This is a genomic window from Acidovorax sp. GW821-FHT09A11 (genome assembly GCF_059418365.1).
Genome location: NZ_JBWKPS010000009.1, coordinates 95,540 through 120,762, shown reverse-complemented (window position 1 = coordinate 120,762; position 25,223 = coordinate 95,540). Strand labels below are relative to the sequence as shown.

The window sequence follows — 25,223 nt, the reverse complement described above, 5'->3', positions numbered from 1 at the left end:
ACATTATCCTGTGACAGTGTCACGTCGTCCCCTGGGCCTGCGTTTCTGGCTGATCACCCTTGCTGCGGTGGCCGGCATGCTGGCCACGGCCTCGCTCGGCCGCTGGCAGCTGTCGCGCGCCGCGGAGAAGGAGGCCCTGCAAGCCATGCTGGAGGAGCGTGGCCGCATGCCCGCCGTCGACGCCAGAACGCTGCTCGCGGCCGCGGCGCAGCCGGATGCGGCAGCGCTCGTGCACCGTGCCGTGGTGCTGGAAGGCCGGTGGCTGCCGGAGCACACCGTGTACCTTGACAACCGCCAGATGCACGGCCGCCCCGGGTTTTTCGTGCTGACACCGCTGCAGCTGGCCGAAGGCAGCGGCGCGGTGGTGCTGGTGCAGCGTGGCTGGGCCGCTCGCAACTTCCAGGACCGCACGCAGCTGCCGCGGGTGCAGACCGTGCAGGACCAGGTGGTGCGCGTGCAGGGCCGCGTGGCGCTCCCGCCTTCGCGCCTGTATGACTTCCAGGGGGCCGATAGCGCACAGGGGTCTTCCCGCATCCGGCAAAATCTCGACCTGGCAGCGTTCCGCACCGAAACCGGTCTTGCGCTCGCCAACCTCACGGTGTTGCAGACGGGCGAAGCAGGCGAGGGGCTGCAACGCGACTGGCCCGTGGTCGGCGCGGGCGTCGACAAGCATTACGGTTACGCATTTCAATGGTTCGGGCTCTGCGGCCTGATTGCACTTCTCTATGTCTGGTTCCAAATCGTCCGACGCTTCATTCGCCCGCGCAGCCAGCCTGCCGCCTGAGGCCCATGGGGACCACCCTCTGGGCCTTACCGTGCACACGCTGCCCCCCGCGGACGGCGCCGTGGCCACGGCCCAGCGTGCCCGCCATGGGCGATGGAAGATGTTCGGCGTCCTGCTCATCTGCGCGGCCCCGGTCATCGCCTCGTATTTCACCTACTACGTGGTTCGCCCCGAGGGCCGCCGCAACTACGGCGAACTGATCGACCCCCAGCGCACCATGCCGCAGGTCGACGCCACGTCGCTGGACGGCAATGCCGTCTCGCTGGCGTCTCTGAAGGGGCAGTGGCTCCTGGTCAGCGTGGCGGGCGGTGCCTGCGACGCGGACTGCCAGAAGCACCTGTACCTGCAGCGCCAGCTGCGTGAAAGCCTGGGCAAGGAAAAAGACCGGGTGGACTGGGTCTGGCTGGTGAATGATGCCGCCAGCGTGCCGGCCGAGCTCGCGCCCGCCCTGCAGAAGGCGACGGTGCTGCGGGTGGACGGCGCCGCGCTGGGCGCCTGGCTGGCCCCCGCCGAAGGCCATCGGTCCGCCGAGCACCTGTATGTCGTGGACCCGATGGGCAACTGGATGATGCGGTTTCCTGCGGCGATGGACACGGCCGGCGCGGCCAAGGCCAAGCGGGATCTTGAACGCCTGTTGCGCGCGTCGTCTTCCTGGGATGAAGCCGGACGCCCCGGAAAGCCGTGATGGACGCCCAGCCGCTCTACGATCTGGCGCCCATCGCCCGGCTCATGCTGCTGGGCGTGCTGATAGCGCTCGGCCCCCTGGCCTGGGTCGGCCTGCGCAACCGTGGCAGCTCTCCCATGCGGCGCCTGCAGGCGCTGACCGTGCTCACCCTGTTCCTGACCTTTGACCTGGTGCTGTTCGGCGCCTTCACGCGCCTGACCGATTCGGGCCTGGGCTGTCCTGACTGGCCCGGCTGCTACGGCAGCGCCAGCCCCGTGGGCGCGCACACCGAGATCTCCGCTGCCCAGCAGGCCATGCCCACCGGCCCCGTGACCCATGGCAAGGCCTGGGTCGAGATGATCCACCGCTACCTGGCCACCGGTGTGGGCGTGCTCATCATCGTGCTCACCGTGTCGGCCTGGGTGCAGCACCGCAAGGCCCGCCGCGACGGGGGCGAGGGGCCTCCCGTCAGCCCGTGGTGGCCCACCTTCACGCTGTTCTGGGTCTGCCTGCAGGGGGCCTTTGGCGCCTTGACGGTGACGATGAAGCTGTTTCCGGCCATCGTCACGCTGCACCTCATCGGGGGGCTGGTGCTGCTGGCGCTGCTGTGCGTGCAGGCGGTTCGCCATACCCACCGCGCCCAGGGCCGCACGCCCGTGCGCCTCTCGACGGGGCTGCGCTGGGGCCTGGTCGCCACCAGCGTGCTCGTGGCCCTGCAAGTGGTGCTGGGCGGATGGGTCAGCACCAACTACGCGGTGCTGGCGTGCACCACCTTTCCCACCTGCCAGGGGAGCTGGTGGCCCGAGATGGACTTTGGCCAGGGTTTCCAGGTCTGGCGCGCGCTGGGCATGCTGCAGGATGGCAACCACATCAGCTTCGCCGGTCTCACGGCCATCCACTATGCGCACCGGTTGATGGCCTATGCAGTGCTCGCAGCGTTGGGCATCGTGTGGTGGGGCCTTCGGCGGGCGCATGTGTTGCCCGCCCAGTGCCGCTGGCTGGCGGGGCTTGCGCTGCTGCAGCTGGCCACGGGCCTGTCCAACGTGGTTCTGGACTGGCCGCTGGTGGCCGCCGTGCTGCACACCGGCGGCGCCGCGGCGCTGGTGGTGGTATTGACCTGGGCCCTGGTGTCCAGCCGCGCGGCATCCGCGCCCCAAGAGTTTTCCGCGCCATCGGGCGCATCGAGAGTGTCCGCATGAGTGCTGCTGCCCCCGCCGTTGTTTCCCCGCCCTCGCGCCTGTCGCAGTTCTATGCGCTGACCAAGCCCCGTGTGGTCCAGCTCATCGTCTTTTGTGCGCTCATCGGCATGGTGCTGGCCGTGCCTGGGCTTCCTTCCGCACCGCAGCTGGGGCTGATGGCCCTGGCCTGCGCGGGCGTGTGGCTGGTGGCCGGCGCGGCAGCCGCTTTCAACTGCATCGTGGAGCAGGGTATCGACGCCAAGATGAAGCGCACCGCCTGGCGCCCCACGGCCAAGGGAGAACTGTCCAACGCGCAGACGCTGCTGTTCTCGGCCGTGCTGTGCGCGGCGGGGTCCGCGCTGCTGTATTTCTGGGTGAACCCGCTCACGATGTGGCTCACGTTCGCCACCTTCGTGGGCTATGCGGTCGTCTACACGGTGATCCTCAAGCCCCTCACGCCGCAAAACATCGTGATTGGCGGCGCGTCCGGCGCCATGCCCCCCGTGCTGGGCTGGGCGGCCATGACGAACGATGTGGGACCGGAAGCGCTCATCCTGTTCCTCATCATCTTCCTGTGGACGCCTCCCCACTTCTGGGCGCTGGCCCTGTACCGGGTGGAGGACTACCGCAAGTCCGGCCTGCCCATGCTGCCGGTGACGCATGGCAACGAGTTCACCCGCCTGCAGGTATTCCTGTACACCCTGATCCTGTTCGCGGGCTGCCTGATGCCCTTCGTCTACGGCATGAGTTCGTGGATCTACCTGGCCGCCGCCGTGGTGCTGAGCGCAGGCTTTTGCGGCTACGGCTTCGCGCTGTGGCGCAACTACTCGGACGCGCTGGCGCGCAAGACCTTCCGCTTTTCCCTCATTCACCTGAGCGCTCTGTTTGCAGCCCTCCTGGTGGACCATTACGTGCTGTGAACCCGACCATGCCCATGCTCAAAAGAAGTGCTCTTAAAACGATAGCTTTTGCCGCTTTGTCCATAAGCGCTGCGGGCATTTTCAGTGCCTGTTCCGAGAAAAAGGCAGAGTTTCGCGGCGTGGACATCACCGGCGCGGACTATGCCCGCGACATCCCCTTGACCGACCACAACGGCCAGGCGCGCCACATCAAGGACTTCGCGGGCAAGGTGGTGGTGGTCTTCTTCGGCTTCACGCAATGTCCCGACGTGTGTCCCACTTCCATGCAGGAGCTGGCCGAGGTCAAGAAGATGCTGGGCAAGGACGGCGACCGCCTGCAGGGCATCTTCGTGACGGTGGATCCCGAGCGCGACACGCCGGAGGTGCTCAAGGCCTACATGGCCAACTTCGACCCCAGCTTCCTGGCGCTGTACGGCTCGCCCGAGCAGCTGGCAGCCGTCGCCAAGGACTTCAAGATCTACTACAAGAAGGTCGACGGCAAGACACCCACCAGCTACACCATGGACCATTCGGCGGGCAGCTATGTCTATGACCCGGCAGGGCGCTTGCGCGTCTACAACCGCTATGGCAGCGGAGCGCAGGCCCTGGCGTCCGACGTGAAGGCGCTGCTGGCGGAAGCAGGCTGACCGGATGTGCCGCCGGGCGCTGCTGGCGCCTGCTCCGGCTTTTTGTCGTGGATTTGCCTCACGCCGGGGGGCAGGAACGCGACATACGTCACATTCGCGGCAAGTTGCAGGCCCTGGTCGGGGCCATCTGGATGCCAATGCCCGCGTGATTCTCTAGAGTGGCCCCAGGGCCTGTGCCGCCGCTGGCGGATGGCTCCATGCGATGCGCCTTGCCCCCGTGCGCGGCAAGGTGCTCTGGTGACATCCATTTTTCAAAGGAATCTGGCATCGATGCGCTTGTACGTAGACGCCACCCGGCGCAACCGCCTGCCATTGTGGCGGGGCGGCGGGGACGGGCCTGGCCAGGCCCGACGCGATGAAGGATGAAGAATGAAGAAGGACCTGGGGTGATGGCCGCGGCACCCCTTTCACCGGCCGACGAGGGCGCGCTGATCCTGGCCGCCACGAACGCGGCCCCCGACGGCATCCTGCTGGTGGACCGCGGCGGCCGCATCGTCATGGCCAACGCGGCCATGGAGTCCATCTCCGGCTATGCGGCCGATGAGTTGTGCGGCAGCCCCGTCAGCCTCCTGCTGCAGCCCGCCTTGCGGGAAGCGCATGGACGCCATCTGGACAGCTACTTCCAGTCGCCGTCGCGCCGGCCCATGGGAATGGGGCGGGATCTGTGGATCGCCCGCAAGGACGGCCGGTCCGTGCCGGTGGATATCGCCCTGGGCTACACCGACGCGCAGGGCGGCACGGCCGTGGCCTTCGTGCGCGACATCTCGGAGGTGCGCAGGCTGCAGGCCCAGATGCACTTCCAGGCCACGCACGACACCCTGACCGGCCTGGTCAACCGCTGGCAGTTCGGCCAGCGGCTGGAGCAGGCCATTGCCGAAGCGGCGCTTGGCGGCCATTCCTTTGCGCTGCTGGTGCTGGACCTGGACGACTTCAAGGCCGTCAACGATGGCTATGGACACGCCGCGGGGGACCGGGTGCTTGTGGAAGTGGCGCGCAGGCTCAAGAGTGTCCTGCGCGGCGGCGATACGCTGGCACGGCTGGGTGGGGACGAATTCACCGTGCTGCTGCCGCACATCGCGCAGGTCCGCGATGTGGAACAGGTGGCCGCCCAGGTCCTCGCGGCGCTGTGCCAGCCCTTTCAGATGCATGGCTTTGAACTCGATTTCGGCGCGAGCCTGGGAATTGCCGTGTACCCGCGGGACGCGCAGGATGCCCCCACCCTCATGCGCTATGCCGACATGGCGATGTACCACGCCAAGGAGTCCGGCCGCGCGAACTACGCGTTCTACGAGCCGCCGCTGGGCGCCCGCATGGCGGAGAAGCTGCAACTGCACGAGCGCCTCAAGCTGGCCCTGGCCTACGGCGGGCTCCATCTGCACTACCAGCCGCAGGTGGAGGTGGGCAGCGGCCGCATCCAGGCGGTGGAGGCGTTGCTGCGGTGGACCGATCCCCAGCTGGGCGAGGTTCCCCCGACCCGTTTCATTCCCGTGGCGGAGGCGACGGGCCTGATCCTTGCCGTGGGTGCGTGGGTGATCGGCACGGCGTGCCAGCAGATCGCCGAATGGGACCGGGCGGGCCTGCCGCTGCGCGTGGCGATCAACCTGTCCGCGCAGCAGCTGCGCCAGACCGACCTGGTGGAGCAGATCGAACGCAGCCTGGCCCTTCATGGCGCGCGGCCCGACCTGCTGGAGATCGAGGTGACCGAATCCGAGGCCATGGCGGACCCCGCGCAGGCCCGCGATGTGCTGTGCCGCCTGCAGGCGCTGGGCGTGTGCATCGCCCTGGACGACTTCGGCACGGGCCATTCATCCCTGGCGTACCTGAAGCACTTGCCGGTCTCCCGGATCAAGATCGATCGCGAGTTCATCCACCCTCTGCTGCACAGCAACGGCGATGCGGTCCTCGTGCAGGCCATCATCGTGCTGGCCAAGACACTGGGCTTGCACGTCGTGGCCGAAGGGGTCGAAACTGCGGAACAGCTGGGCCTGCTGGCGCAGTACGGCTGCGATGCCTACCAGGGGTGGCTGTACTCCCGGGCGGTGGCGCCAGCCCACGTCGCGCAGCTTCTGCTGGCGCAACGGGCGAGCGAGGATTCCGCCGTTCTGTAAGGGCTGCGCGCGCGGAGGCTAGGTGCCGGTTTGTTGCGCCGGGCCGCCCGCCAGCCCGATCAGGACATCGCGCTGGATTTCACAATGCCAGCGGTCGCGGCGCACCAGCCCATGGCGCAGCGCGAGCTGGCGCAGCGTGCGCGCAATGGTTTCCCGGGTGGTGGAGAGAAGATCGGCCAGCACCTGGTGGCTGGGCAGCCGCACCAGGGAGCTGCGCTGCAGGTTGGCCAGCTGGAGCAGGGTGGCCGCCAGCTGCCCCGTCACCCCACGGATGCGGGCGATGCGTGCCCAGTCGGCCAGGCGGGCGTTCGTGTGGGCGTAGCTTTGCGCAAGCCCCCGCAGCAACTCGGAATCCAGCAGCCCCTGCTGGAGGACCGCCTCCACGGGCACCTCGCAGATGCGCCCCGCGGTCAACGCCCGGCAGGACACGGCGGCCGGTTCCTGCACGAGCGCCGTCGAGCCCAGGGGCTGCCCGGCGCCGAACAGGCCGATCGGCCGCTCCACGCCGTCCTCGCCGCTGCACAGCACCACGACGATGCCGGTCTTGACGATCTTGAACGTCTTCTGCCCCGATTGCCCCTGCCGCAACAGCAACTCGCCCTTGCGCACCGGACGCTCCACCAGAAGGGGCTTCCAGCCAGCGCGCCGTTTTTCGTCTTGCCGGCCCAGCAGGCACTGCTGCTGTCCTGCGCAGAGGCAGCACCCGCCACCGGAAGGCAGGGATGGGGTGGTACGGCAATGGGGCATGCGGGCGTGGGATTCCGGGGCGGCAGGGCCCGGAACAAAAAACCCGGGCAGGATCCATGGACCTTACCCGGGTTCATGGCGCGCTGCAACAAAATGTATGCCGCCCGCCGATGGCCTGTGGGACTCTACTCCGCCTTGATCCCGCGCATCGCAATCACGCCGCCCAGCAGGCTGGTGTCGGCCTTGATGCGGTTGGCCAGCCCCTCGGGCGAGGTGCCTGCCACCTGCCATCCCTGCTGAAAGAGCTTGTTGCGCATGTCTTCGCTGCGGGCGATCTCGCTGATCACGGCGGCCAGCTTGGCCTGCAGTGGCTTGGGCATCGTGGCCGGCGCGGCAAACGCATTCCAGATTTCCAGGTTGAAGCCCCGGATACCGGCTTCCGACAGGCTCGGGATATCGGGTGCCAGCGGGCTGCGGCCCGCCGAGGTGACGCCGATGGCGCGCAGCTTGCCGGCGCGCACCTGGGCCTGGGCGAGCGCCGGGGGCAGCAGCGCCATCTGCAGCTGGCCGCCCAGCATGGCATTGGCGACTTGCGGGTAGCCCGGATACGGGACGTGCACGGGGTTGATGTTGCTGCGCGACTTCAGCAGCTCGGTGCCGATGTGGCCCACGGTGCCCACGCCCGGCGTGCCATAGCTCCATTTGTCGCCGCCGTTGCGCGCCGCCACGAAGAAGTCGCGCGCGTCGCTGTTGGCGGGTACGCCCGGCTGCGTGACGGGCGCGGTCAGCACCAGGGGCGACGTGCCGATGAGGCTGAGCGGCGCCAGGTCCTTGAGCGGATCGTAGGGCACGGCAGGGTTGATCATCTTGGCGATGGTCATGTTGCCGTTGATCATCAGGCCGATGGTGTGGTCATCACGCGCCTTGGCCACCGCGTCGGCGCCGATGTTGCCGCCTGCCCCCACCTTGTTTTCCACGATCACCGGCTGGCCCAGGGCCTTGGACAGGGGTTCCGAGAAAGCGCGCGCGGTGAGGTCGGGCGAGGTGCCGGCCGGAAAGCCCACGATGATCTTCAGCGGCTTGTTCGGCCAGACCTGCGCGGCCGCGGCGGGGGCCGAAGGCCTGGCGGTGTTCTGGGCGAGTGCCCAGGGGGATGCGGCGGCCAGGGCGATCAGCAGCGATGCGCGGCGGGAAACGGGGCGTGACATGGGGTGGGTCTCCTCCAAAAAAAGTTCGGGGCCATAACGACAAGGGGCCCCAGAACTGGGGCCCCTCGAGGCAACTTCTGCACAAGCGGGATATTAACGCGCCCCCGCGGGCATTCAGGCGTACTCGGCCAGCGCCTTCTTCATCTTCTTCATGGCGGCCACCTCGATCTGGCGGATGCGCTCGGCGCTCACGCCATAGACCGCGGCCAGTTCATGCAGCGTCATGCCGCCCGTGCCGTCGTCGTTGACCTTGAGCCAGCGCTCTTCCACGATGCGGCGGCTGCGCGCGTCCAGGCTGTCCAGCGCCGTGGCGATGCCGTCGGTGGCGAGCGCATCGCGCTGGCGCGACTCGATCATGGCGGTGGGCTCATGCGAGGCATCGGCCAGGAAGGCAATGGGGCCAAACGCCTGTTCGCCATCGTCCGAAGGTGCAGGGTCGAGCAGCACGTCGCCACCGGACATGCGGGTTTCCATCTCGATGACTTCTTCACGCTTCACGTTGAGCTGCGCGGCCACGGTGTCGATTTCCTGCTCGGACAGCGTGTCCCGGTGCGTCGCGGCATCCGCGGCGGAAGCATCGGCCTTGAAGCCCTGCTTCATCGAGCGCAGGTTGAAGAACAGCTTGCGCTGTGCCTTGGTCGTCGCGACCTTGACCATGCGCCAGTTCTTCAGGATGTATTCGTGGATCTCGGCCTTGATCCAGTGCATGGCATAGCTCACGAGGCGCACGCCCTGGTCGGGGTCGAAACGCTTCACGGCCTTCATCAGGCCGACGTTGCCTTCCTGGATCAGGTCGCCATGCGGCAGGCCGTAGCCCAGGTACTGGCGCGCAATCGACACCACGAGGCGCAGGTGCGACATCACCAGCCGTCCGGCGGCGTCCAGGTCGTTGTGGTCCTTGAGCTGGCGTGCGTACGTCTGCTCTTCTTCGTGGGTGAGCAGCGGCAGGCGGTTGACAGCGGAAATGTAGGCATCCAGATTGCCCAGCGGGGGCACCAGCGCCCAGGGGTTGGCGGGCGCCAAAGTCGTCGTCGCGGTTCCAGATTGAATGTTCATTCCGGGAATCCTTTCCTCTAAGCCATGATGTTAGCACTCTCTATGAGTGAGTGCTAAACCCGGAGTTCCCCTCCGGTTGTTCGGGGTGGGAGGCACCTTTCTCGACGGTCGTGGTTGCCGATTTCTGTCACATCGACAGTAGTGGTGGCGTCAATCCCCCTGGGCTTGCGATGAACCCAGTCCAGGAATGTCAAGGACCGCCAAAACCCGCGCCTGCCCGTACTGAGGAGCAGGTGAAGGTGAACAACCTTTTTGGTCTTTCATGAGGTGGATGTGCGGATGACTTCGGCGAGCGGTCGAGACTATTGGAGCAGCCCGTAGCCCAGTTGGAGCTTTCGTTTGCGCACCGGTTCCTCATTGATCGTGAAACGGCCGAAGTAACGGTCGCTCCATGTTCTATGAGAGACGAGATCAAAGGCGCTATCAAACGCCATATCATGTATGCATGCGGGATTGGGCGACCAAAAATTGGTGATATCTGCCGCAAGGGTATTGCTACGGTAATAGCGAGCCTGGGCTTCGTTCGTGGGCAGATCATTCGCCGCATGGCTTTCGAGGTACATCACCCCGTGGCAAAGGGATCGAACAATTCCAAGTGCCTTCACCATATCTGGTAAATGGTACAGGACACCGAGAAAAAGTACGTGATCAAATGTCCCCAGCTCTTTGGCATTCAGGTCATAGACATTGGCACGGTGGTATTGGAAATATCGCCCCGAGATTTCTTCCATCACTCCAAATCCATGGGCATCTTTGCTCCGATAGTCAATGGCGACAACTTCAGCACCCAGTCTGTGAGCTGCGAGAGAGAAAAATCCGTCTGAAGGGCCGATGTCAAGTACCCGCTGACCTCGAAGATCTGGGGGGAAGGAAATGTCATTGAGGAGAAAACGTGGATCATAGGTTCCAGGTGTGAAAAGACCTGGATAGATTTCAAAAGCATGATGCCAGTGCTTCACAGAAGCGACCAGTTGCTTCGCTTTTTCAATATTCAAAATTTACTCCCGTAAAATGCCACAATTCACCAGATTAATTTGGTAAAAATTTTCGGTCATGTGCTTGTTTGAAGCTTGTTTGCTCAATTCATTTCTCACAAAGATAGCGGGGTATGGCAGTCTTGTGCGCAAAAGGATCGATGAGGTCCTTTGAGTAGGTTCCGGAAATAAGCCTCTGCGGGGGGAGAAAATTAGAGCGAAAAAAACGACTGAAGCTTGCCAGGTGTTCTCCGCGTGAAGTGAGCCGTAGGCAATTTGTTTGATCAATAAAAACGGTGCCAGACTGCATTTGCTCGGTAATCCGAACATCCATCAGGCGGTGCTCGCGAAAATACTCTTCACGAAAAACCAAATCCAGGCGTTGATGTTGAATGCCTCCACCACGCTGTTGGAGTTTTTCAAGAATATAAAATGACAGTGAGCGATCAATGACTGTTGGGAATGTCAAGGCCATTGCATAGCCTATCAGTGCGCAGATTGAAATATTCTGTGCCTTCTCGAGTGAGCTGAATTGGCTGGAAAATGGTAGTGCCAATATAATTGCGGCATAAACCAGAAGGGCCAAGCAACAAGCCCAGATTGCGGCATATAGCACGACATCAACTTTGACCGAGTGAATGTAAAGCCAATAAGTAATCACTGCGATCACTATATACAGTAAAACCCCCGACATTGACAGGATGAATCGACGCATCAGACTGGGAGTTGCTGCGGAAAAGAAGGCTGGGTACCTTTGGCAATTGAGCCTGGATCGGCCATCGATTGGGGGAGACCGTATTCCTGTTGGTGGAACACCGGGGGGATATCGTCAATTGTCTCGACCGGTATCTTGGACGATTTTTCGAATTGGATGAGAGCCTTTAAAGGCCCGTGGTGTTTTGCCAGATGTGAGGCAATATTTAACGACGCGGCAGCCGCACATGCTGCAATGAAGATTGCGGTCGCCGTTGCAACCCCTAGCGAGAAGTTTCCTTGATCCAGTCCGACGATGAACGTGCCGAAGGCTAGGCCGCATCCTATCGCCAGCCCCCCGAATACAGCCGTGGCCACGGCGAGTCGGCGCCTTGCCACGATTGCAAAGACCGAGAAAGAGGCAATGCCATGCTGCACCAGTCGCGGGAGATTCATCTTGGAGCGGCCCGCGTATCTGTGTCCACGATCCACGCGAATGCGTTGTACCCGCAGCTCCGACACGAGCACTGTTGCGGCAATGTGCCTCGCCAGCGTGGGCATGGTGCAGAGCCGTTTGACAGCGGATCCGCGCAGCAGCATGAAGTTGCCGAAGTTCATGCGCCTGCCTGTCAAACAGAGGAAAAGGACTTTGTAGCCCACATAAAGAAGTCGGAAGAGCCTTCCTTCGTTGCGGCTGCCCCTTGACGCGACGGCGACATCAGACGCGTCTTCTAGCCCTGCAATCAACCTCTCGATGGCTTCGGGCAGATCTTCTCCGTCAGAGTCCATGATCACCACCAATTGATCATCGTGTATATGCTCTGCTATGAACCGCAAACCCACCGAAATGGCTATTTGATGGCCGAAATTGTCGTGCAGACGCAATAGATGTCCATCCATGTGGGAATGCACCCCCCGCTCGAATTCAAACGGATAGCGGCGGGACCCGTCGTCCACGATCACTACAGAATACGGGATGTGAACATGCTCGTCCAAGTGCTGCAACAGGAGCGAACATGCTTCCCGGTCTTCATAGACGGGCATGAGGACAACGAGATTGGGACACAGTTCAGACATACAAGCAGGCTCGACGGAGAAAAACGAGCGGCATTTCCATACAGTTTTGTACGAGCGAGAGCCATTTTTGCACCGGTAATTAGGATCTCCTCGGCTCCTTTTTTTCATGGGGACCGATCGTCGAAAAATAGCAGTTCGTGCGCTCATCATGATGATTGCAACGTTCAGCCACCGGCATGGGAGCAGCCCATTTTCCCGTTATGCACGCTGCAGATTGTTACACTGAAGTCGCTTGCCCAAGCGTCTACGTCCCGTTGGCATGTCGTGGTGCCCTGATTTTCACGAGGCTTGCCTGGTGTCCGCCGGATTGATGCTGTCAGTGCGGGCCACTCCTCGGGGCGAAGCCATGCACGCCAATGCGTTTCCGACAAGACGATGAACCTAGATATGCGCCATTTGGCAACTTTTGAGCGAACACCCCCCAAGCCTGGTCTTTGGTTGCGCTTGGGCAGAGATGGGGTGGTGGCGTTGCTGCTTTTTTGCGCCGGCTTGCTGATATTCAACATCAACTTGCGAACGATCGGAGCCGCAGACACTTACGCAGCCCGGTACTTGCCGCTGTCGATCTGGAAGCATGGCACCTTAACCCTTGATCCCGTTGCGCTGCATGTGGCCCAAGGTCTTCGTCCTCCACAGAAGCCAGGCCAGATCGGTGAGGCTTGGTGGATGCTCAGGACTGCTGATGGCCACCTCGTCTCGATGTATCCTCCGGTAACGCCCGTACTGGCCGCGCCGCTTTATCTACCTGCGGTCCTGTACCTGAATGCCACCGATTGGGCGGTGCAGCGCGTAGAGCGCGTAGGCCGCATCATGGAAAAGCTTGCCGCCTCGCTCATCGCCAGTATCAGTGTCGCCTTGATGTTCTTGCTGCTTCGGCGGCAATCCGACACCAAGACGGCCGCTTGGCTGGCACTGTTGTTTGGATGGGGTACATCCACGTGGGTCATCAGCAGCCAGGCATTGTGGATGCATGGCATCGGCCAGTTGCTGGTGATCGGGTTGCTGTGGCTATCCGTCTTGCCACGACGCACGCGTTCGTGCGCAGCCGTGACGGGCCTGCTGTGTGCCCTGTTGGCTTGCAACAGGCAACCCGATGCCATTCTTGCTGCAGGCTTTGCAATCCATGCGCTTCTCAAAGATCGGGGAAATTTCAAATTCTTTGTCGTGGGTGCTGTCGTTCCCGTGGTGGCAACGTTGGCCTACAACTTGGGGGTGGTAGGTAATTGGATCGGCGGCTATGGCTTGGCCCTGCAAGGGCAAAAACTTGACATCTCTCTGCTGAATACCCTCAAGGGCGTGGGTGGACTTTTGTTCAGCCCGGTGCAGGGGTTGTTCGTATTCTCTCCGTTCCTGCTTTTTGCTCTGCCTGGCTTCCTTCATCAGGCCCGTCAACCGTCTTTGCGTTTGCTGTCGCTGTTGCTGGCGGGAGTGGTTGTGCTGCAAGTTGTTTTCTATGCCGCGGTGAACTGGAGTTCCGGTGTCAGCTGGGGCCCCCGGTTTCTGACCGATCTGCTGCCGATCCTGTTTTGGATGTTGCCCCCTGTCGTCGAGGGTTTGGGGGTCAATGCGCGAAGAGTGTTTGTGGCGCTCGGCCTGTTTGCCGTCGCCAGTTCGGCAATCGGGGCCTTTGGGTACACCGGCAGCGCCCACTCGGAATACCTCAGTGCCCATCCTCCGCAGGATGCCAGCCAGCGGGTGGCGATATCCGAACGTGCCGCGTGGATGACCGAACATTCTCCGTGGTTGGCCCGCCCCAAGTTTTTCAATGATCTGTTTCCTGGGTTGTCCGGATCAATCGACCGATTGAACATTTCTCCCGAGGGACTCGCCACGGTGGAAGGATGGGCTCTTTTCGGAAGCCGCCAGCCTTTCGATGTGCACCTGCTGATCGACGGGGTGCGAGTGTCCGGTGGCACGTCCGATTTTGGGTACCGCCAAGACGAAGATGTGGGCGCCCGGAATACCGGAACCTGGAAGATATCTTTTCCGGCCGCGCTTTTGACCTCCAGTCGGCCTGTATTCAGTGCGCTGGTCCGCTCGAACCCCCAGGCAATGCCCTGGATCCTCCAGGCATTCGAACTGCCGGTTCCCGCTGCTCACGCCGCGGCTTTGATGGAGGTCCCGTGGCGAGGGGCCATTGATGCGATTCGCGTTCACCCGAACCGGGGTCTCGACGTGGTCGGCTGGATATCCTCGGGGAACAAGGTCCCGGGAAATCTTGAGCTCTGGCTGGATGACCGGCGAGAGGCGGGTATCAGCTCTTTCTTCAGACGCCCGGACGTTGAGAAGGTCCTGGGCGTCACCGCTGCCAGTGGATGGAGGGCGAGCATTGCGGTGCGCGGCCTGTCAGCAGGCGAACACAGAATCTCCGTGGTGTTGCCGTCCAAAAGCCCGGCGTCAGCCCCCCAGCGTCTCGTCTCCAAAGTCTTTTCGGTTGAACCCGCTGCAGCGCCTCCCCGGTGGTCCGATGAAATGTCCATCTCCGAGATGGCAAAGTTCGCCACCTCGACGCTCGAATACCAACAGGATAGTGGGGGGTATTGGCTGACTGACTACACCAGCGAGGTGCATTTCCGGCAGCCCCATTCGGAGCTGAACGTATTTTCGACTGCGGCGATCGTCGACCTTCTGGGCCCCGTAAGTTCCAGCCTGAAATTGTCTGGCACGCTGGACAAGGCCAAACGCTTTCTTTCCGAACAGATCGAGGAGACCGGTCTTGTGCGTTACCACGGCCGTCCCGATCTTCCTTCGCATGGTGTATTGGGCTGCAGAATCACTCCCGATGCTGACGACACGGCGCTGGTCTGGCGCCTTGCCCCCGCGCTGGACGGCAAGTTGCAGGAAAAGGCCCGTGCGACGCTGGAGGCATTCAAGACTCCAGAGGGTCTTTACCGTACTTGGCTGGCCGCCCAGGATCGCTACGAGTGCATCGATCCGGGCAAGAACCCCAATCCTGCGGACATAGGTATTCAGATCCATGTCCTGATGTGGTTGTACCAAGTCGATTCCCTGGCGGCGCGGAAACTGTGTGAAGTCTTGCAGTCGCACTCCCAGGATCCGTCACTGTGGGTCTATTACCAACGCGCACCTGCCGCGGTGATGTGGCGGTTGCCTGCCCTGCAGGCCATGGGCTGCCCGTTGAAGTTGCCAGAGTCATTACTCGCCGTGCAGGATCCGGATCAGCAGCTCTGGTTGAAGGTCATTGAAGGCATCCACCTGACGGAGGCGAGGCCGGGTCGGAGCCGGCTCAAGGACAACGACAAGCTCCTGCGGACAATCGCGGCCAAGGGATTTGAGCGCGTGTGGCAATCACCGGTACTGTATTTCCACAATGATCTCACGGCGACCGTCAGCCGCTACTACTGGTCTCCAGAGCTGGGGCTTGCGCTGTGGCTTCGTTTGTTCGCCGCCAACGAGCAGGCGCGCAAGAACGTTGCTTCCTCTCATTGATGGGGTGTGGGATGCGGACACCTGCCTGGTTCCGATGGCTGCAGTGCGTGCGGATGGACGAAGTCGCAGTGCTTCAAGGCACGCCTTTGATGGGATTTGTGTTTGCGCTTGATCGCAGTGTCCAACGTTCCGGGACCGATACGCTGTGCACGCTGGTGGCATTGGTGTGTGCGAGCGCCTGCCTCGTGGCGCACATCATCGTGCTCAACGACTGGGCGGGTATTGACGGTGACCTCCAGGATCCGAATCGAAGTACGCGTACCTTCTTGTCGCTCGGCATATCCAGGCGGGCAATGTGGTGCATGGCGCAACTGTGGGCGGTTCTGGGGTTGGCATTCTCGGCGTATCTTGGATTGCATTCGTTGTGGGTCGCCGGCGGCATGCTGCTGACCAGCACGTTCTACTCTTCACCCCGGTGGCACCTCAAAGGCATCCCCATTGCCAGTTCGCTGCTGCATCTGGCCGGTGGCATCCTGCATTTCTTGCTGGGCTATCTGGCGATTGGCGAACTGAACCCTCAGAGCCTTGTTTTTGCGTGCTATTTCGGTGTCGTGTTTGCGGCTGGCCACCTGATGCATGAAGTGCGCGGACATGACGCGGATGCAGCAAATGGTATTTTGACCAACGCGGTGGCGTTCGGAAAAAATGCCACCTCCATCGCGGCCTTCGTGCTGTTTAGTGCTGCCTATGGGCTTGTCGCAGTCTGGGCCGCCATGGAGCAGCATCCACTGTTGCTGAGTCTGTCATTGGCGGCTTATCTGTTGCATGGTCTCAAGACGTGGCAGGTGTTTCAGTCACGGCTCGCACCCCATCCTTTGCTGCATCTGCAGCGGCACTACCGGTTCAACTTTGCCCTGATTGGCTTGGTGCTCTTGGGAACCTTTGCGCTGCCTTATGTTCACGGCAGGGTGTCAGGAGTGGCTGGATAGCAGGCTGTAGATCATGCGTATCGGCTTGGTAATGCGCCAGGAGCCAGACCGCACAAGCGCGTCCACTTGAGCTTGCAGGGAGTGCCGTGTCGCGCGCAATTGCTCCAGCTCTCGCTGATTCACCAGCAGGATCTGAACCTGTTGCCTTGCCGCCAGCAGGGCGCGATTGAGTGCCAGAATCTCGTCGTGCATTTCGGCGCCAGCGCGCGCGAGCCGTCTGCATTCCTCGCGTGTGTCGATCAGGTCTAGTTCAATCCGGCGATGCTCCAAAGCTGAGGCGCGCAGAGGCGCCTGCTCCATGTGGGCAGAATTTTTACCGGACGGAATGGAGCGTGCCGCGACCCCGGAGGTCTGCGGGGCGTTCGCCATGCATGCAGATTCGGCGCATGTGTTTTTTGCTAGCTCATCCATCACGTGTCCTGCTTCGAATTGCTATAGGCTGAGATGTGTCGTTGCGACGCGGGGCGGCGTTTGCATTCAGCGCACGCTATTTGGTGCACTGCAGTGCGAGTACTTCGGCAATTCGGCTGCGCAGCCGTTGCGCACATGCGGCCGGCCCATGCTGCTTGTGCAGCAAATCCCGGGCATTGCGCGCACGGCGCGCGGCTTCGTCCGCATGAAGATACACCGAGCGCATTTGCCACGCCGCATGCGTTTCGTCCGGTTCGGCCCACATCTGGCCGGCGTGAAATGGGTAGTGGCCTTCGGGTACTGCAACCAGCGTGTAATCAACAGGCCAGCCTGTCTGGTTGGATACCAGTTCGGTGGTGGCGGAATAGTCGGTGGCAACGACCGGCTTGCCCAGCTCCATCGCTTCTGCGATCAGCAAGCCCAGGCCTTCGCTGCGGTGCAACGACACGACCGCATCGCAGCAGCCGATGAGTTGCAAGGTGGCGCTCCGACTCAGGGTGTCTTCAATCAGCTGGACATCCGGATCGCCGCGCAACTCCTGCAACAGTGCGGCCTGCGGGCCACGCAATTTGTCCGCGTTCAGAGCCTTGATGACCAGCCGGACTTTCGCAACTGGCGCATCTTGGCGAAACGCACGGCGAAACGCCCGGACCACCGCCATCGGATTCTTGCGCTCCACAAATGACAGGCAATCGAAGGAAAAGAAGAATATGAAAGCACCATCGTCCAATCCGAACTGCATCCGTTCACCGGCTTTCGGGGTTTCGAAAGTGAGCATCAGCGGCATGTAGCGCACAGGCTTGTCGATTCTGCCTTCCAGCATGGCCTGGATGTACTGCGTGGGCGCCCACACCTCATCCACAAGATCGAATGCCTTGAGCCAAGGGGCGGGAAAATTCTCCAGTTCCCAAAAGGGCATCGTCGCCCGCCAAGCCCCGGGATTCAAGGAGGATTCGAGTGTTTTGACGACGAGGGGCAACTGGTCCGCATTGACGTTGAAGACCTCGATGGGGGAGGACGATTGGCCAACAAAAAGTCCTTCCAGAGACTGTTCCAGTTCACTGGACAACGCGCTGATGCGAACCGGCAGGCCGCATACCGGGATCTGGCCGTGGTCGAGCGCACGCAACATCTGTCGACCTGCTTCGCCAACGCCCAACGCCAGCCGCAGGTAACCCACCACCGTGACCGAGGGACCTTTGTTCGTGCACTGCAAAGGGAGGGCGTCCATAGCGGTTGTGGACGGTGCATCGATGGGCTGCCTGGGGGCCATGATGGCTCTGCCGTCGAACCAGGGTCGCCCGTGGGTTCTGAACCAGTCCAGGTATCTGTCGACACCGTGTGCTGTCGAGAGATCGAATGCATGTCGAAGCCCCGGCTCGCTGCGGTGTATTTCTGTCAGCAGGCGCGTGGCCTGACCCGAGGCCCCGCTGCATGCGTCGGGACTTGGCAAATGCAAGTAGTCCTCGTAAGTGGCGAATGGATCGCCGCCTAGCCAGCGCACATGGCGGTCACGGAACATGCGGCGTACAAATTTCGGAATGGGAGTGCCAGAGGCAAATCGCCCATAAGCGTATGCGCCGACAGGAATGTCTCCGTGGCCATTGGCGAGCACCCGGGACGCATAGCGATGCATCAGGTTTGCCAGCGGATGCGAGATGTCTGCGTCGCGAAATGCCTGGGTGTATTTCGACAACCGTTGCGGGTTGAGTGGATCAATGCCGCTGAAGTGGAAAAAACACAGAGGCTCGCCGTCCACCAGCCACGCACCCGCTTCGCCCGTCAATGTCCGCTGGTGGAGATTCCAGTAGGCCACGTTGTATGTGGTATCCCGCAGAATCTGCGCCTTGGCGGCAAAGCCGGGGATCAGATCCATGAATTTCTGATCGACAAATCGGCCGGAATCCGGCTCGTTGACGCAGTCATATTGCAGCCGGCGCGACCACCAACGCAGCAGCTCTTCTGTTTCCTGCGCGGCACCGACTCCCAGGAAACCAAGGTTGTAGACACCGGCGCGCATGATGCCGACGTCATCGGGAAAGTCGCTCCGCTCGGCGGGCTTCGTCATGTGCGGCGTCAGGACAAACGAGGCGCCGGCGTCCAGCAACGCGAACACCTTGTCCAGCGGCGCGTATACCTCGATGTCTGGGTCGAGATAAACGACGTGCTCATGACCCCGGTCCCGCAGCGCGCGGAACATGAAGGGCTTGACGGCCGTGTTGAATTCCATGATGTCGTAGCGGAATGCGAATCCGCGGAAATCATCGATATTCAGGTCTGTGGCCGCAATCACCTGGCATGCATCGGGATAGTCCACCATCTCCGGCTGCACGTCGTCGGCCAGGCACAGATATACATCGGCTTCTGGATGGTGCCGCTGGATGCTCTCCAGCAAGACCTTGGCCATCGGCACATAGTTGTTCGAGCAGATGGTGAAAAGTGCGCGTTGAGCCGTCATTTTTTCTTTGAGGATTTGTCTGCTGAATTGCTTTGACTCGCAAACAACGAGCGACAGGCCCAGCTAACGCATGAATAGTGAACAAAATCTAACACACCCTATGGCCTGGGCAGGGTGACGCGCAGCGCCTGCCATTGAAAGCGGCTAGAAGTTCTCCATTGGCAGATGGATACGGCGCACGGAGCCGTCAAGGGAGGGGCGTGGAGAACCACCGGCTGGCGCTTCCCAGGACGCTATGGCAGACTGCAGCGCCCAACTTCGGGAGACGTGCATGACCGAGCCGACCGCCCTTTGCGACATTCTCGTTGTCACCACCACGGTGGCCACCGAAGCGGAAGCCCGGCGGCTGGCGCAACTGGTCTTGCAGGCGCGGCTGGCGGCCTGTGTGCAGGTGGAGCCGATCACGGCCTACTTCCGCTGGCAGGGCGCCTCGCAGGAGGACCGTGAGCTCCGACTGGTCTGCAAGACCGTGGCGCGCGCGCTGCACCCGCTGTTGGCGCTTTTGCGGGCGCAACATCCTTATGCGCTGCCGCAACTGGTGGTGCAGGCGCTGCAGGGGTCCGCAGAATATGCCGGCTGGGTGGATGCGCAGGTGGCCCATGCCACGGTGCTGGCCTGACTGCGGGGCATCCGCGGTTTTTTTCAGCCTCCTGGGCGGCAGGGGCGGGTTCCTGCCTGGCCCCTGTGGCTGGGCTGGCTACACGCTCAGGTCGATCTGCTGCACCGTGCCCGCGCTGCCGTCGTCTCGCAGGTAGACGCTGGTGGAGCGCACGGCGCCCAGGCTGCCGTTGTCGGCGCTGCGCAGGGCAAAGGGCGTTGCCTGGGCGCTGAGCTGCACCGCGCCCACGCCCAGCTCCTGCAGGGTTTGCAGGCGGCCCGTGCCATCCGCACCCGGGGTCCACACGCGCAGTTGCTGGAAGACGGGGTCGGCCTCGTCGATCCAGCCGTTGCCGTCGCTGTCATGCCGGGCCAGCTCCGAAAAGCCGTTCCCCGTGCCCGGGCCGAAGAGTTCCAGGCCGTTGTCGATGCGTGCGTTCTGGTTGTTGTCCAGCGCCAGGTAGCCCCGGTTCCCGGCCAGCAGGGGCACCTGTTCGGTCTGCCCGTCGCCGTCCAGGTCGAAGGCGAAGCGCAGGTCCTGTAGCTGCGCGGCGGTGCCGTCGAAGTTGATGACCAGGGGGTCCACCGCCACGGCATCGCCCAGCCGCAGGCTGACGGAGGATTCCTCGCGGTAGCTGCGCTGCATGTCCAGCTGCAGCGTGAACTGGATCTCCCGGCCATCGGCGGTGCGCACGGTGCCCGCCGCCGCGAACTGGGTGCGTTCGGTTTCCTCCAGCACCTCGCGCTGTTCGTAGATCATGCCAAAGCCCGCGCGCTGGCGGGGGGCCTCCGTGGTGCCGTTCCCGGCGGGCGGCGCAGCGGGCACGGGCTCGGCGGGCGCCTCTGCGGCCTTGGGCCCGGCATACACGCGAACCAGCACGCCGGTCATGCGTTCGATGAGGTCGCGGATCATCGCGAGCTGGGGTGTCAGGCCTTCGTCGGGGTCGCGCGTGGGGCGCGGTTCGACGGAGGCCGAGGCAGCGGCCGCGTGGGCGGCCTGGGCCAGGCGGGCCGCGCTGGAGATCTGGGGCGGCGGGGCCTGGCGGGCGGCGGGCGTGCCCGGAGGGCGCTCGCCCACCCACATTTCCAGGCGGCTTGTCTGGCTGTGCATGCGCGTGGCGGCATGCCGGGCCTGCATCTGCAGGGTGGACGACTCGATTTTCATGGGGCACCTCCATGGTTTCCACGGAGGCGCGGCGCGGGGCCGACTGTCGTGGCCTTTGGTTATCGGCATTTGCGTGCGGCAACTTGAATGCCATCGCGGCGCCGGTCTGGCGCGAGGTCAGCCGGGGGCCTTTGCGGGGCCCAGTGCCTCCAGCGCCGCCCGTTCAAAGTCTTCCAGTGCCAGCGGCCTGCCAAACAGGTAGCCCTGAAACGCCTTGCAGCCGTGTGCCAGCAGGAACTGGTGGTGCGCCGCCGTTTCCACCCCCTCGGCGATCACGTCCAGGCCCAGGCTGCCCGCCAGGGCGATGATCGAGCGGGCGATGGCCGCGTCGCTCGGGTCCAGCAGCACTCCGCGCACGAAGCCTTGGTCGATCTTGATCTGGTCCAGCGGCAGGCGCTTGAGGTAGCTCAAGGACGAGTAGCCCGTGCCAAAGTCGTCGAGCGAAAAGCCCAGCCCATGGGCCTTGAGCGCGCGCATCGTCGCGATCACGTTGTCCACGTTGTCGAGCAGCAGGCTTTCGGTCAGTTCCAGCTTGATCCGTGCCGGATCGGCCCCCGTCCGCTGCAGCAGCGCAAGCACCTGGGCCACGAAATCGTCCTGCAGGAACTGGCGCGCGCTCACGTTGATGGCGACGTTCAGGTGGGCAAACTGCGGGTGCTGGCGCCACCGGGCCTGCTGGCGCAGGGCGGTTTCCATCACCCAGTGGCCCAGGGGCAGGATCAGGCCGGATTCTTCCGCCAGGGGGATGAACTCGGACGGCGGGACCATGCCCTGCACCGGGTGCCGCCAGCGCACCAGTGCCTCTGCGCCGGTCACCCGCCCCTGGTCGTCCACCTGGGGCTGGTACAGCAGCAGGAACTGCGACTGCCGCAGTCCGGTGTGCAGCTCCGCCTCCAGCAGCGCACGGCGGTTGACGGCCTGCTGCATGTCGGGGTCGAAAAAGCGCAGGGTGTTGCGGCCCGCGTCCTTGGCGCGGTACATGGCCATGTCCGCCTGCTTGAGGACTTCGTCCACGGAGTCGCGGTGGTCGCGCAGGAGCGTGACGCCGATGCTGGCCGTGAAATGGTGTTCGTGCCCCGCCAGCTGGTAGGGCTGGCGCAGCTGGGCCAGGATGAGTTCTCCCAGCGTGCGCGCCTGCGCCGCGGCTTCCGGCGGGTCGCTGCTGAGGTTCTGCAGCACCACCACGAATTCGTCGCCACCCAGGCGGGCCACGGTGTCCTGTTCCCGCACGCAGCCGGGCAGGCGCAGGGCGACTTCCTTGAGGAGCAGGTCCCCCACCTCATGCCCCCGGGTGTCGTTGAGCGTCTTGAAGTTGTCCAGGTCCACGAACAGCACGGCGGTGGTCAGGCCCGAGCGCGCGCCGTTGGCCAGCACCTGCTGCAGCCGGTCCACCAGCAGGCGCCGGTTCGGCAGCTGCGTGAGCGCGTCGTAGAACGCCAGGTAGCGGGCCTCGTCCTCCGCGGCCTTGCGCCCCGAGATGTCGATGTCGATGCAGAACATCTCGGGCGGATGCCCGGGCACCTGGATGTAGGCGTGGCTGGAGAACACGTCCACGGGCGAGCCGTCCTTGCGCCGCAGCTGCAGTTCGCCCGCCGGGATGACCTCGCCCGTGGCGAACATGTGGCGCATGTGCCCGCGCACGGTGTCGGCCATGGCCGGCGGGATGATGAGGTCCAGCAGGTTGCTGCCCAGCGCTTCCTCGGCGGTGTAGCCGTAGAGCTGCTCGGACGCCCGGTTCCAGTAGCTGGTGGTGCCGTCCTCCAGATAGCCCTGCACGGAGATGGACGGAATGTTGCGCAGCAGCGAGCGAAAGCGCAGCTCCGATTCGCGCAGCGCGCCCTCGGCGAGCTTGCGCTTGGTGATGTCGCGGGCCAGGAAGACCACGGCCGCCTGGCCGCCCACCTGAACGCCCAGGGGCTGAGCGCGCCCTTCGAAATGCCGTGGGCCCGAGAGCGTCTGCATCTCGTACTCCATGCTGTGCGTCTGGCCCGACTGCAAGGTATTGCGGATCAGCTCCAGGAAGCTGTCGGCCTGTGGCGCGGGCAGCACGTCATGCAGCCGCTTGCCAATCAGCTGGGGCGGGCTGGCCGCCAGGGGTGCGTCGTCGGGCGAGAGCACCTCCACATACCGCCCACGGGCGTCCAGCACGAGCAGCACGTCGGGGATCGCCTGGGCGATGGCGCGCAGGCGCGCCGCCGTGCCATGCAGCGCGCGCTCGGTGGCCAGGCGTTCTTCCACATCGCGCAGCAGCAGGCCCAGCACCACCGTGGCGGGCGTGAAGGTCAGCAGGAAAGGCACGGCCAGGGTCTGGTTGATGCGCTGGACGGCCTCGGCGGGAAGCAGCTGGAACAGGGCGACGACTGCGGTGTGCAGCAGCAACCCGAACAGGGCCAGCGGAACGGGCTCCACCCCCAGGCGCCCGCGCGCGCGGCCTTCGCGGTAGACCAGGCCCAGCGTGGTGCACAGCGCAATCACCAGCAGGCCCACCTCGGCGCCGGCGCCCCCCAGCCAGAGGCGGCCCGTGGCGGCCATGGCGGCGGCGATGCAGGCCACCAGCGGGCCCCCGAACAGGCCCGCCATGCTGAGCACGACCGAGCGCGCATCGAAGATCACGCCCGGCATCAGCACCACGGGGGTGAGCATGCCCACCACGCAGATGGAGCCAAAGAGGATGCCGGAGAAAACCTGCCCGGTGCGCGGGTGCCGGCGCCAGACGCGGATGTTGAACCCATGCAGGAAGCACAGCGCCAGCAGCAAGGCAACACCTTTGACCAGCTCAATGAACATGGGCGTCCGCGCCTTTCCTGGGGAAAGCCCATCATGGGGGAATTGCTGCCGTTCGTAAACGTGAAAATGGCCCCGAGGGGGCCATGGATCGCGGTTGCGGGCGGGTTTTCAGGTCAGCAGCGCCTGCGCGAATTCGCGCGCGTTGAAGGTCTCCAGGTCTTCGAGCTTCTCGCCCACGCCGATGAAATACACCGGAATGGGACGTTCCTGCGCGATGGCCGCCAGCACGCCGCCCTTGGCCGTGCCATCGAGCTTGGTCACGATGAGGCCCGTGAGCTGCAGCGCATCGTCGAACGCACGCACCTGGGCCAGGGCGTTCTGGCCGGTGTTGCCGTCGATCACCAGCAGCACCTCGTGCGGCGCCGTGGCGTCGGCCTTGGTGACCACGCGGCGGATCTTTTTCAGCTCTTCCATCAGGTGCAGCTGCGTGGGCAGGCGCCCGGCGGTGTCCACCAGCACCACGTCCTTGCCGCGCGCCTTGCCGGCCGTGACCGCGTCAAAGCTCACGGCGGCCGGGTCGCCGCCTTCCTGGCTCACGATCTCGACCGTGTTGCGGTCGGCCCAGACGCCCAGTTGCTCGCGCGCGGCGGCGCGGAAGGTATCGGCGGCCGCCAGCAGCACGGCCGCACCTTCGCCGGCCAGGTGTTTGGTGAGCTTGCCGATGGAGGTGGTCTTGCCCGCGCCGTTGACGCCCGCCACCATGATCACGGTGGGGGTGTGCTCGCCAATGACCAGCGCTTTTTCGAGCGGGCGCAGCAGGTCGGCGAGGGAGTCGGCCAGCAGGCCCTTGACGGCGGCGGGGTCGGTGGTCTTGCTGTCCTTCACCCTGCGCTTGAGGTCGGCCAGCAGGTGCATGGTGGCCTTCACGCCGGTATCGGCCATGAGCAGGGCCTCTTCCAGCTCTTCATACAGCGCATCGTCGATCTGCGTGCCGGTGAACACCGTGGTGATGCTGCTGCCCGTCTTGCGCAGCCCGGCCTTGAGGCGGTCGAGCCAGCCCTTGCGTTCCACGGGGGCGGCCGGCGCAGGTGCCGGTGCGGCGATGGGGGGGGCTGCCACGACGGCCACGGGCGCCGGCGGCGAGGCCTGCACCGGCGCTGCCACGGCCACGGGGGCCAGCGGCGGAACCGCGGCCGGTGCGGGCACGGGCGTGGGGGCCGCCTCGGGCGCCTTGGGGGCGAACGGGTTGCGCAGCCAGCCAAAAGCGGCCGGCGCCGCGGCGGGAGCTTCTGCGGGCGCTGTCGCGGGCGTGGTCACCTGCGCGGGGGCAGGCGAAGGCCCTGGCGGCTGATGCACCGCCGGAACTGCCGTGGCCGGCAGGACGGAAGTGGGGGGGGCGGCAGGTGCTGGAGCGCCGGACGACATGGCCGGGGAGGGCGCATCGGACGGTGCGGGCGTCGATGGCGGAGCGGCGGGCTTTTTCTTGAAAAAACTGAACATTGGTGGGTTCT

General features: G+C 63.9%; 20 protein-coding genes. 9 read left to right on the top strand and 11 right to left on the bottom strand.

Annotation, left to right across the window (positions count from 1 at the left end; all coding sequences use genetic code 11):
* Positions 1-10 precede the first annotated feature (10 nt).
* The 6 genes from AC07PV_RS20480 to AC07PV_RS20455 all read left to right on the top strand — a co-directional run bounded on the left by AC07PV_RS20480 (position 11) and on the right by AC07PV_RS20455 (position 6,280).
* Positions 11-784, top strand: coding sequence for an SURF1 family protein (locus AC07PV_RS20480; protein WP_492246391.1), 774 nt, complete (start codon positions 11-13; stop codon positions 782-784).
* Entirely contained in the window at positions 726-1,469 is a 744-nt protein-coding gene (locus AC07PV_RS20475; RefSeq protein WP_218295943.1) for a redox-active disulfide-containing membrane protein, read from the top strand. Before AC07PV_RS20480 ends, AC07PV_RS20475 begins: the two co-directional genes overlap by 59 nt.
* A complete protein-coding gene (locus AC07PV_RS20470; RefSeq protein ID WP_494631175.1) occupies positions 1,469-2,647 on the top strand; it encodes a COX15/CtaA family protein in 1,179 nt (392 codons plus the stop codon). Before AC07PV_RS20475 ends, AC07PV_RS20470 begins: the two co-directional genes overlap by 1 nt.
* Positions 2,644-3,546 (top strand): heme o synthase, encoded by a 903-nt coding sequence (gene cyoE, locus AC07PV_RS20465; protein WP_218295941.1) that lies wholly within the window; start codon positions 2,644-2,646, stop codon positions 3,544-3,546. The genes AC07PV_RS20470 and cyoE overlap by 4 nt, the downstream gene beginning before the upstream one ends.
* Positions 3,547-3,554: 8 nt before the next feature.
* Positions 3,555-4,172: an SCO family protein gene (locus AC07PV_RS20460; protein WP_218295940.1), complete on the top strand. Its 618-nt coding sequence runs from the start codon at positions 3,555-3,557 to the stop codon at positions 4,170-4,172.
* Positions 4,173-4,561: 389 nt separating this feature from the next.
* On the top strand, positions 4,562-6,280 hold the full coding sequence (locus AC07PV_RS20455) for a putative bifunctional diguanylate cyclase/phosphodiesterase (RefSeq protein WP_494631173.1): 1,719 nt from the start codon (positions 4,562-4,564) through the stop codon (positions 6,278-6,280).
* A gap of 18 nt (positions 6,281-6,298) precedes the next feature.
* Here the strand turns inward: AC07PV_RS20455 and AC07PV_RS20450 are convergent, their stop codons facing one another.
* The 6 genes from AC07PV_RS20450 to AC07PV_RS20425 all read right to left on the bottom strand — a co-directional run bounded on the left by AC07PV_RS20450 (position 6,299) and on the right by AC07PV_RS20425 (position 11,975).
* Entirely contained in the window at positions 6,299-6,901 is a 603-nt protein-coding gene (locus AC07PV_RS20450) for a Crp/Fnr family transcriptional regulator (RefSeq protein WP_492253797.1), read from the bottom strand.
* Between the two features lie 251 nt (positions 6,902-7,152).
* On the bottom strand, positions 7,153-8,175 hold the full coding sequence (locus AC07PV_RS20445; protein ID WP_492253796.1) for a Bug family tripartite tricarboxylate transporter substrate binding protein: 1,023 nt from the start codon (positions 8,173-8,175) through the stop codon (positions 7,153-7,155).
* 114 nt (positions 8,176-8,289) lie between these two features.
* Positions 8,290-9,231 carry an RNA polymerase sigma factor RpoH gene (gene rpoH / locus AC07PV_RS20440; RefSeq protein ID WP_218295936.1) on the bottom strand — a complete coding sequence of 314 codons (942 nt, stop codon included), beginning with the start codon at positions 9,229-9,231 and terminating at the stop codon, positions 8,290-8,292.
* A 302-nt stretch (positions 9,232-9,533) separates the two neighbouring features.
* Positions 9,534-10,226, bottom strand: a complete 693-nt coding sequence (locus AC07PV_RS20435) for a class I SAM-dependent methyltransferase (protein ID WP_494631171.1) — start codon at positions 10,224-10,226, stop codon at positions 9,534-9,536.
* A gap of 88 nt (positions 10,227-10,314) precedes the next feature.
* Entirely contained in the window at positions 10,315-10,920 is a 606-nt protein-coding gene (locus tag AC07PV_RS20430) for a hypothetical protein (protein WP_218295934.1), read from the bottom strand.
* A complete protein-coding gene (locus AC07PV_RS20425) occupies positions 10,920-11,975 on the bottom strand; it encodes a glycosyltransferase (RefSeq protein WP_492253779.1) in 1,056 nt (351 codons plus the stop codon). The genes AC07PV_RS20430 and AC07PV_RS20425 overlap by 1 nt, the downstream gene beginning before the upstream one ends.
* 375 nt (positions 11,976-12,350) lie before the next feature.
* Here AC07PV_RS20425 and AC07PV_RS20420 point away from each other — a divergent pair, with 375 nt between their 5' ends.
* Together AC07PV_RS20420 and AC07PV_RS20415 are read left to right on the top strand one after the other, a co-directional pair.
* Positions 12,351-15,425, top strand: a complete 3,075-nt coding sequence (locus tag AC07PV_RS20420) for a hypothetical protein (RefSeq protein WP_492253778.1) — start codon at positions 12,351-12,353, stop codon at positions 15,423-15,425.
* Positions 15,426-15,478: 53 nt separating this feature from the next.
* Positions 15,479-16,354, top strand: a complete 876-nt coding sequence (locus tag AC07PV_RS20415) for a UbiA family prenyltransferase (protein ID WP_494631170.1) — start codon at positions 15,479-15,481, stop codon at positions 16,352-16,354.
* Here the strand turns inward: AC07PV_RS20415 and AC07PV_RS20410 are convergent.
* Positions 16,337-16,765 carry a hypothetical protein gene (locus AC07PV_RS20410; RefSeq protein WP_218295930.1) on the bottom strand — a complete coding sequence of 143 codons (429 nt, stop codon included), beginning with the start codon at positions 16,763-16,765 and terminating at the stop codon, positions 16,337-16,339. The two genes, AC07PV_RS20415 and AC07PV_RS20410, sit on opposite strands and share 18 nt — an antisense overlap.
* A gap of 76 nt (positions 16,766-16,841) precedes the next feature.
* Positions 16,842-19,223 carry a glycosyltransferase gene (locus tag AC07PV_RS20405; protein WP_494631169.1) on the bottom strand — a complete coding sequence of 794 codons (2,382 nt, stop codon included), beginning with the start codon at positions 19,221-19,223 and terminating at the stop codon, positions 16,842-16,844.
* 271 nt (positions 19,224-19,494) lie between these two features.
* Here AC07PV_RS20405 and cutA point away from each other — a divergent pair, with 271 nt between their 5' ends.
* Positions 19,495-19,842 carry a divalent-cation tolerance protein CutA gene (gene cutA / locus AC07PV_RS20400; RefSeq protein ID WP_218295928.1) on the top strand — a complete coding sequence of 116 codons (348 nt, stop codon included), beginning with the start codon at positions 19,495-19,497 and terminating at the stop codon, positions 19,840-19,842.
* 78 nt (positions 19,843-19,920) lie between these two features.
* On the opposite strand, the gene AC07PV_RS20395 is transcribed toward cutA, so the two are convergent.
* The 3 genes from AC07PV_RS20395 to ftsY all read right to left on the bottom strand — a co-directional run bounded on the left by AC07PV_RS20395 (position 19,921) and on the right by ftsY (position 25,212).
* Complete coding sequence (locus AC07PV_RS20395; protein WP_494631168.1) at positions 19,921-20,985, bottom strand: SPM autocatalytic domain-containing protein; 1,065 nt, start codon at positions 20,983-20,985, stop codon at positions 19,921-19,923.
* Between the two features lie 117 nt (positions 20,986-21,102).
* Positions 21,103-23,772 carry an EAL domain-containing protein gene (locus AC07PV_RS20390; RefSeq protein WP_218339563.1) on the bottom strand — a complete coding sequence of 890 codons (2,670 nt, stop codon included), beginning with the start codon at positions 23,770-23,772 and terminating at the stop codon, positions 21,103-21,105.
* A 108-nt stretch (positions 23,773-23,880) separates the two neighbouring features.
* A complete protein-coding gene (ftsY, locus tag AC07PV_RS20385) occupies positions 23,881-25,212 on the bottom strand; it encodes a signal recognition particle-docking protein FtsY (RefSeq protein WP_494631167.1) in 1,332 nt (443 codons plus the stop codon).
* Between the last annotated feature and the right edge of the window lie 11 nt (positions 25,213-25,223).

What these genes read in the sequence shown, in the direction of transcription:
- AC07PV_RS20475 (WP_218295943.1), top strand. Translation starts at nt 726, where the DNA reads ATGTCTGGTTCCAAATCGTCCGACGCTTCATTCGCCCGCGCAGCCAGC.
- AC07PV_RS20470 (WP_494631175.1), top strand. Translation starts at nt 1,469, where the DNA reads ATGGACGCCCAGCCGCTCTACGATCTGGCGCCCATCGCCCGGCTCATG.
- cyoE (WP_218295941.1), top strand. Translation starts at nt 2,644, where the DNA reads ATGAGTGCTGCTGCCCCCGCCGTTGTTTCCCCGCCCTCGCGCCTGTCG.
- AC07PV_RS20460 (WP_218295940.1), top strand. Translation starts at nt 3,555, where the DNA reads ATGCCCATGCTCAAAAGAAGTGCTCTTAAAACGATAGCTTTTGCCGCT.
- AC07PV_RS20455 (WP_494631173.1), top strand. Translation starts at nt 4,562, where the DNA reads ATGGCCGCGGCACCCCTTTCACCGGCCGACGAGGGCGCGCTGATCCTG.
- AC07PV_RS20445 (WP_492253796.1), bottom strand. Translation starts at nt 8,175, where the DNA reads ATGTCACGCCCCGTTTCCCGCCGCGCATCGCTGCTGATCGCCCTGGCC.
- rpoH (WP_218295936.1), bottom strand. Translation starts at nt 9,231, where the DNA reads ATGAACATTCAATCTGGAACCGCGACGACGACTTTGGCGCCCGCCAAC.
- AC07PV_RS20430 (WP_218295934.1), bottom strand. Translation starts at nt 10,920, where the DNA reads ATGCGTCGATTCATCCTGTCAATGTCGGGGGTTTTACTGTATATAGTG.
- AC07PV_RS20425 (WP_492253779.1), bottom strand. Translation starts at nt 11,975, where the DNA reads ATGTCTGAACTGTGTCCCAATCTCGTTGTCCTCATGCCCGTCTATGAA.
- AC07PV_RS20420 (WP_492253778.1), top strand. Translation starts at nt 12,351, where the DNA reads ATGAACCTAGATATGCGCCATTTGGCAACTTTTGAGCGAACACCCCCC.
- AC07PV_RS20415 (WP_494631170.1), top strand. Translation starts at nt 15,479, where the DNA reads ATGGACGAAGTCGCAGTGCTTCAAGGCACGCCTTTGATGGGATTTGTG.
- AC07PV_RS20410 (WP_218295930.1), bottom strand. Translation starts at nt 16,765, where the DNA reads ATGGATGAGCTAGCAAAAAACACATGCGCCGAATCTGCATGCATGGCG.
- AC07PV_RS20405 (WP_494631169.1), bottom strand. Translation starts at nt 19,223, where the DNA reads ATGACGGCTCAACGCGCACTTTTCACCATCTGCTCGAACAACTATGTG.
- cutA (WP_218295928.1), top strand. Translation starts at nt 19,495, where the DNA reads ATGACCGAGCCGACCGCCCTTTGCGACATTCTCGTTGTCACCACCACG.
- AC07PV_RS20395 (WP_494631168.1), bottom strand. Translation starts at nt 20,985, where the DNA reads ATGAAAATCGAGTCGTCCACCCTGCAGATGCAGGCCCGGCATGCCGCC.
- AC07PV_RS20390 (WP_218339563.1), bottom strand. Translation starts at nt 23,772, where the DNA reads ATGTTCATTGAGCTGGTCAAAGGTGTTGCCTTGCTGCTGGCGCTGTGC.
- ftsY (WP_494631167.1), bottom strand. Translation starts at nt 25,212, where the DNA reads ATGTTCAGTTTTTTCAAGAAAAAGCCCGCCGCTCCGCCATCGACGCCC.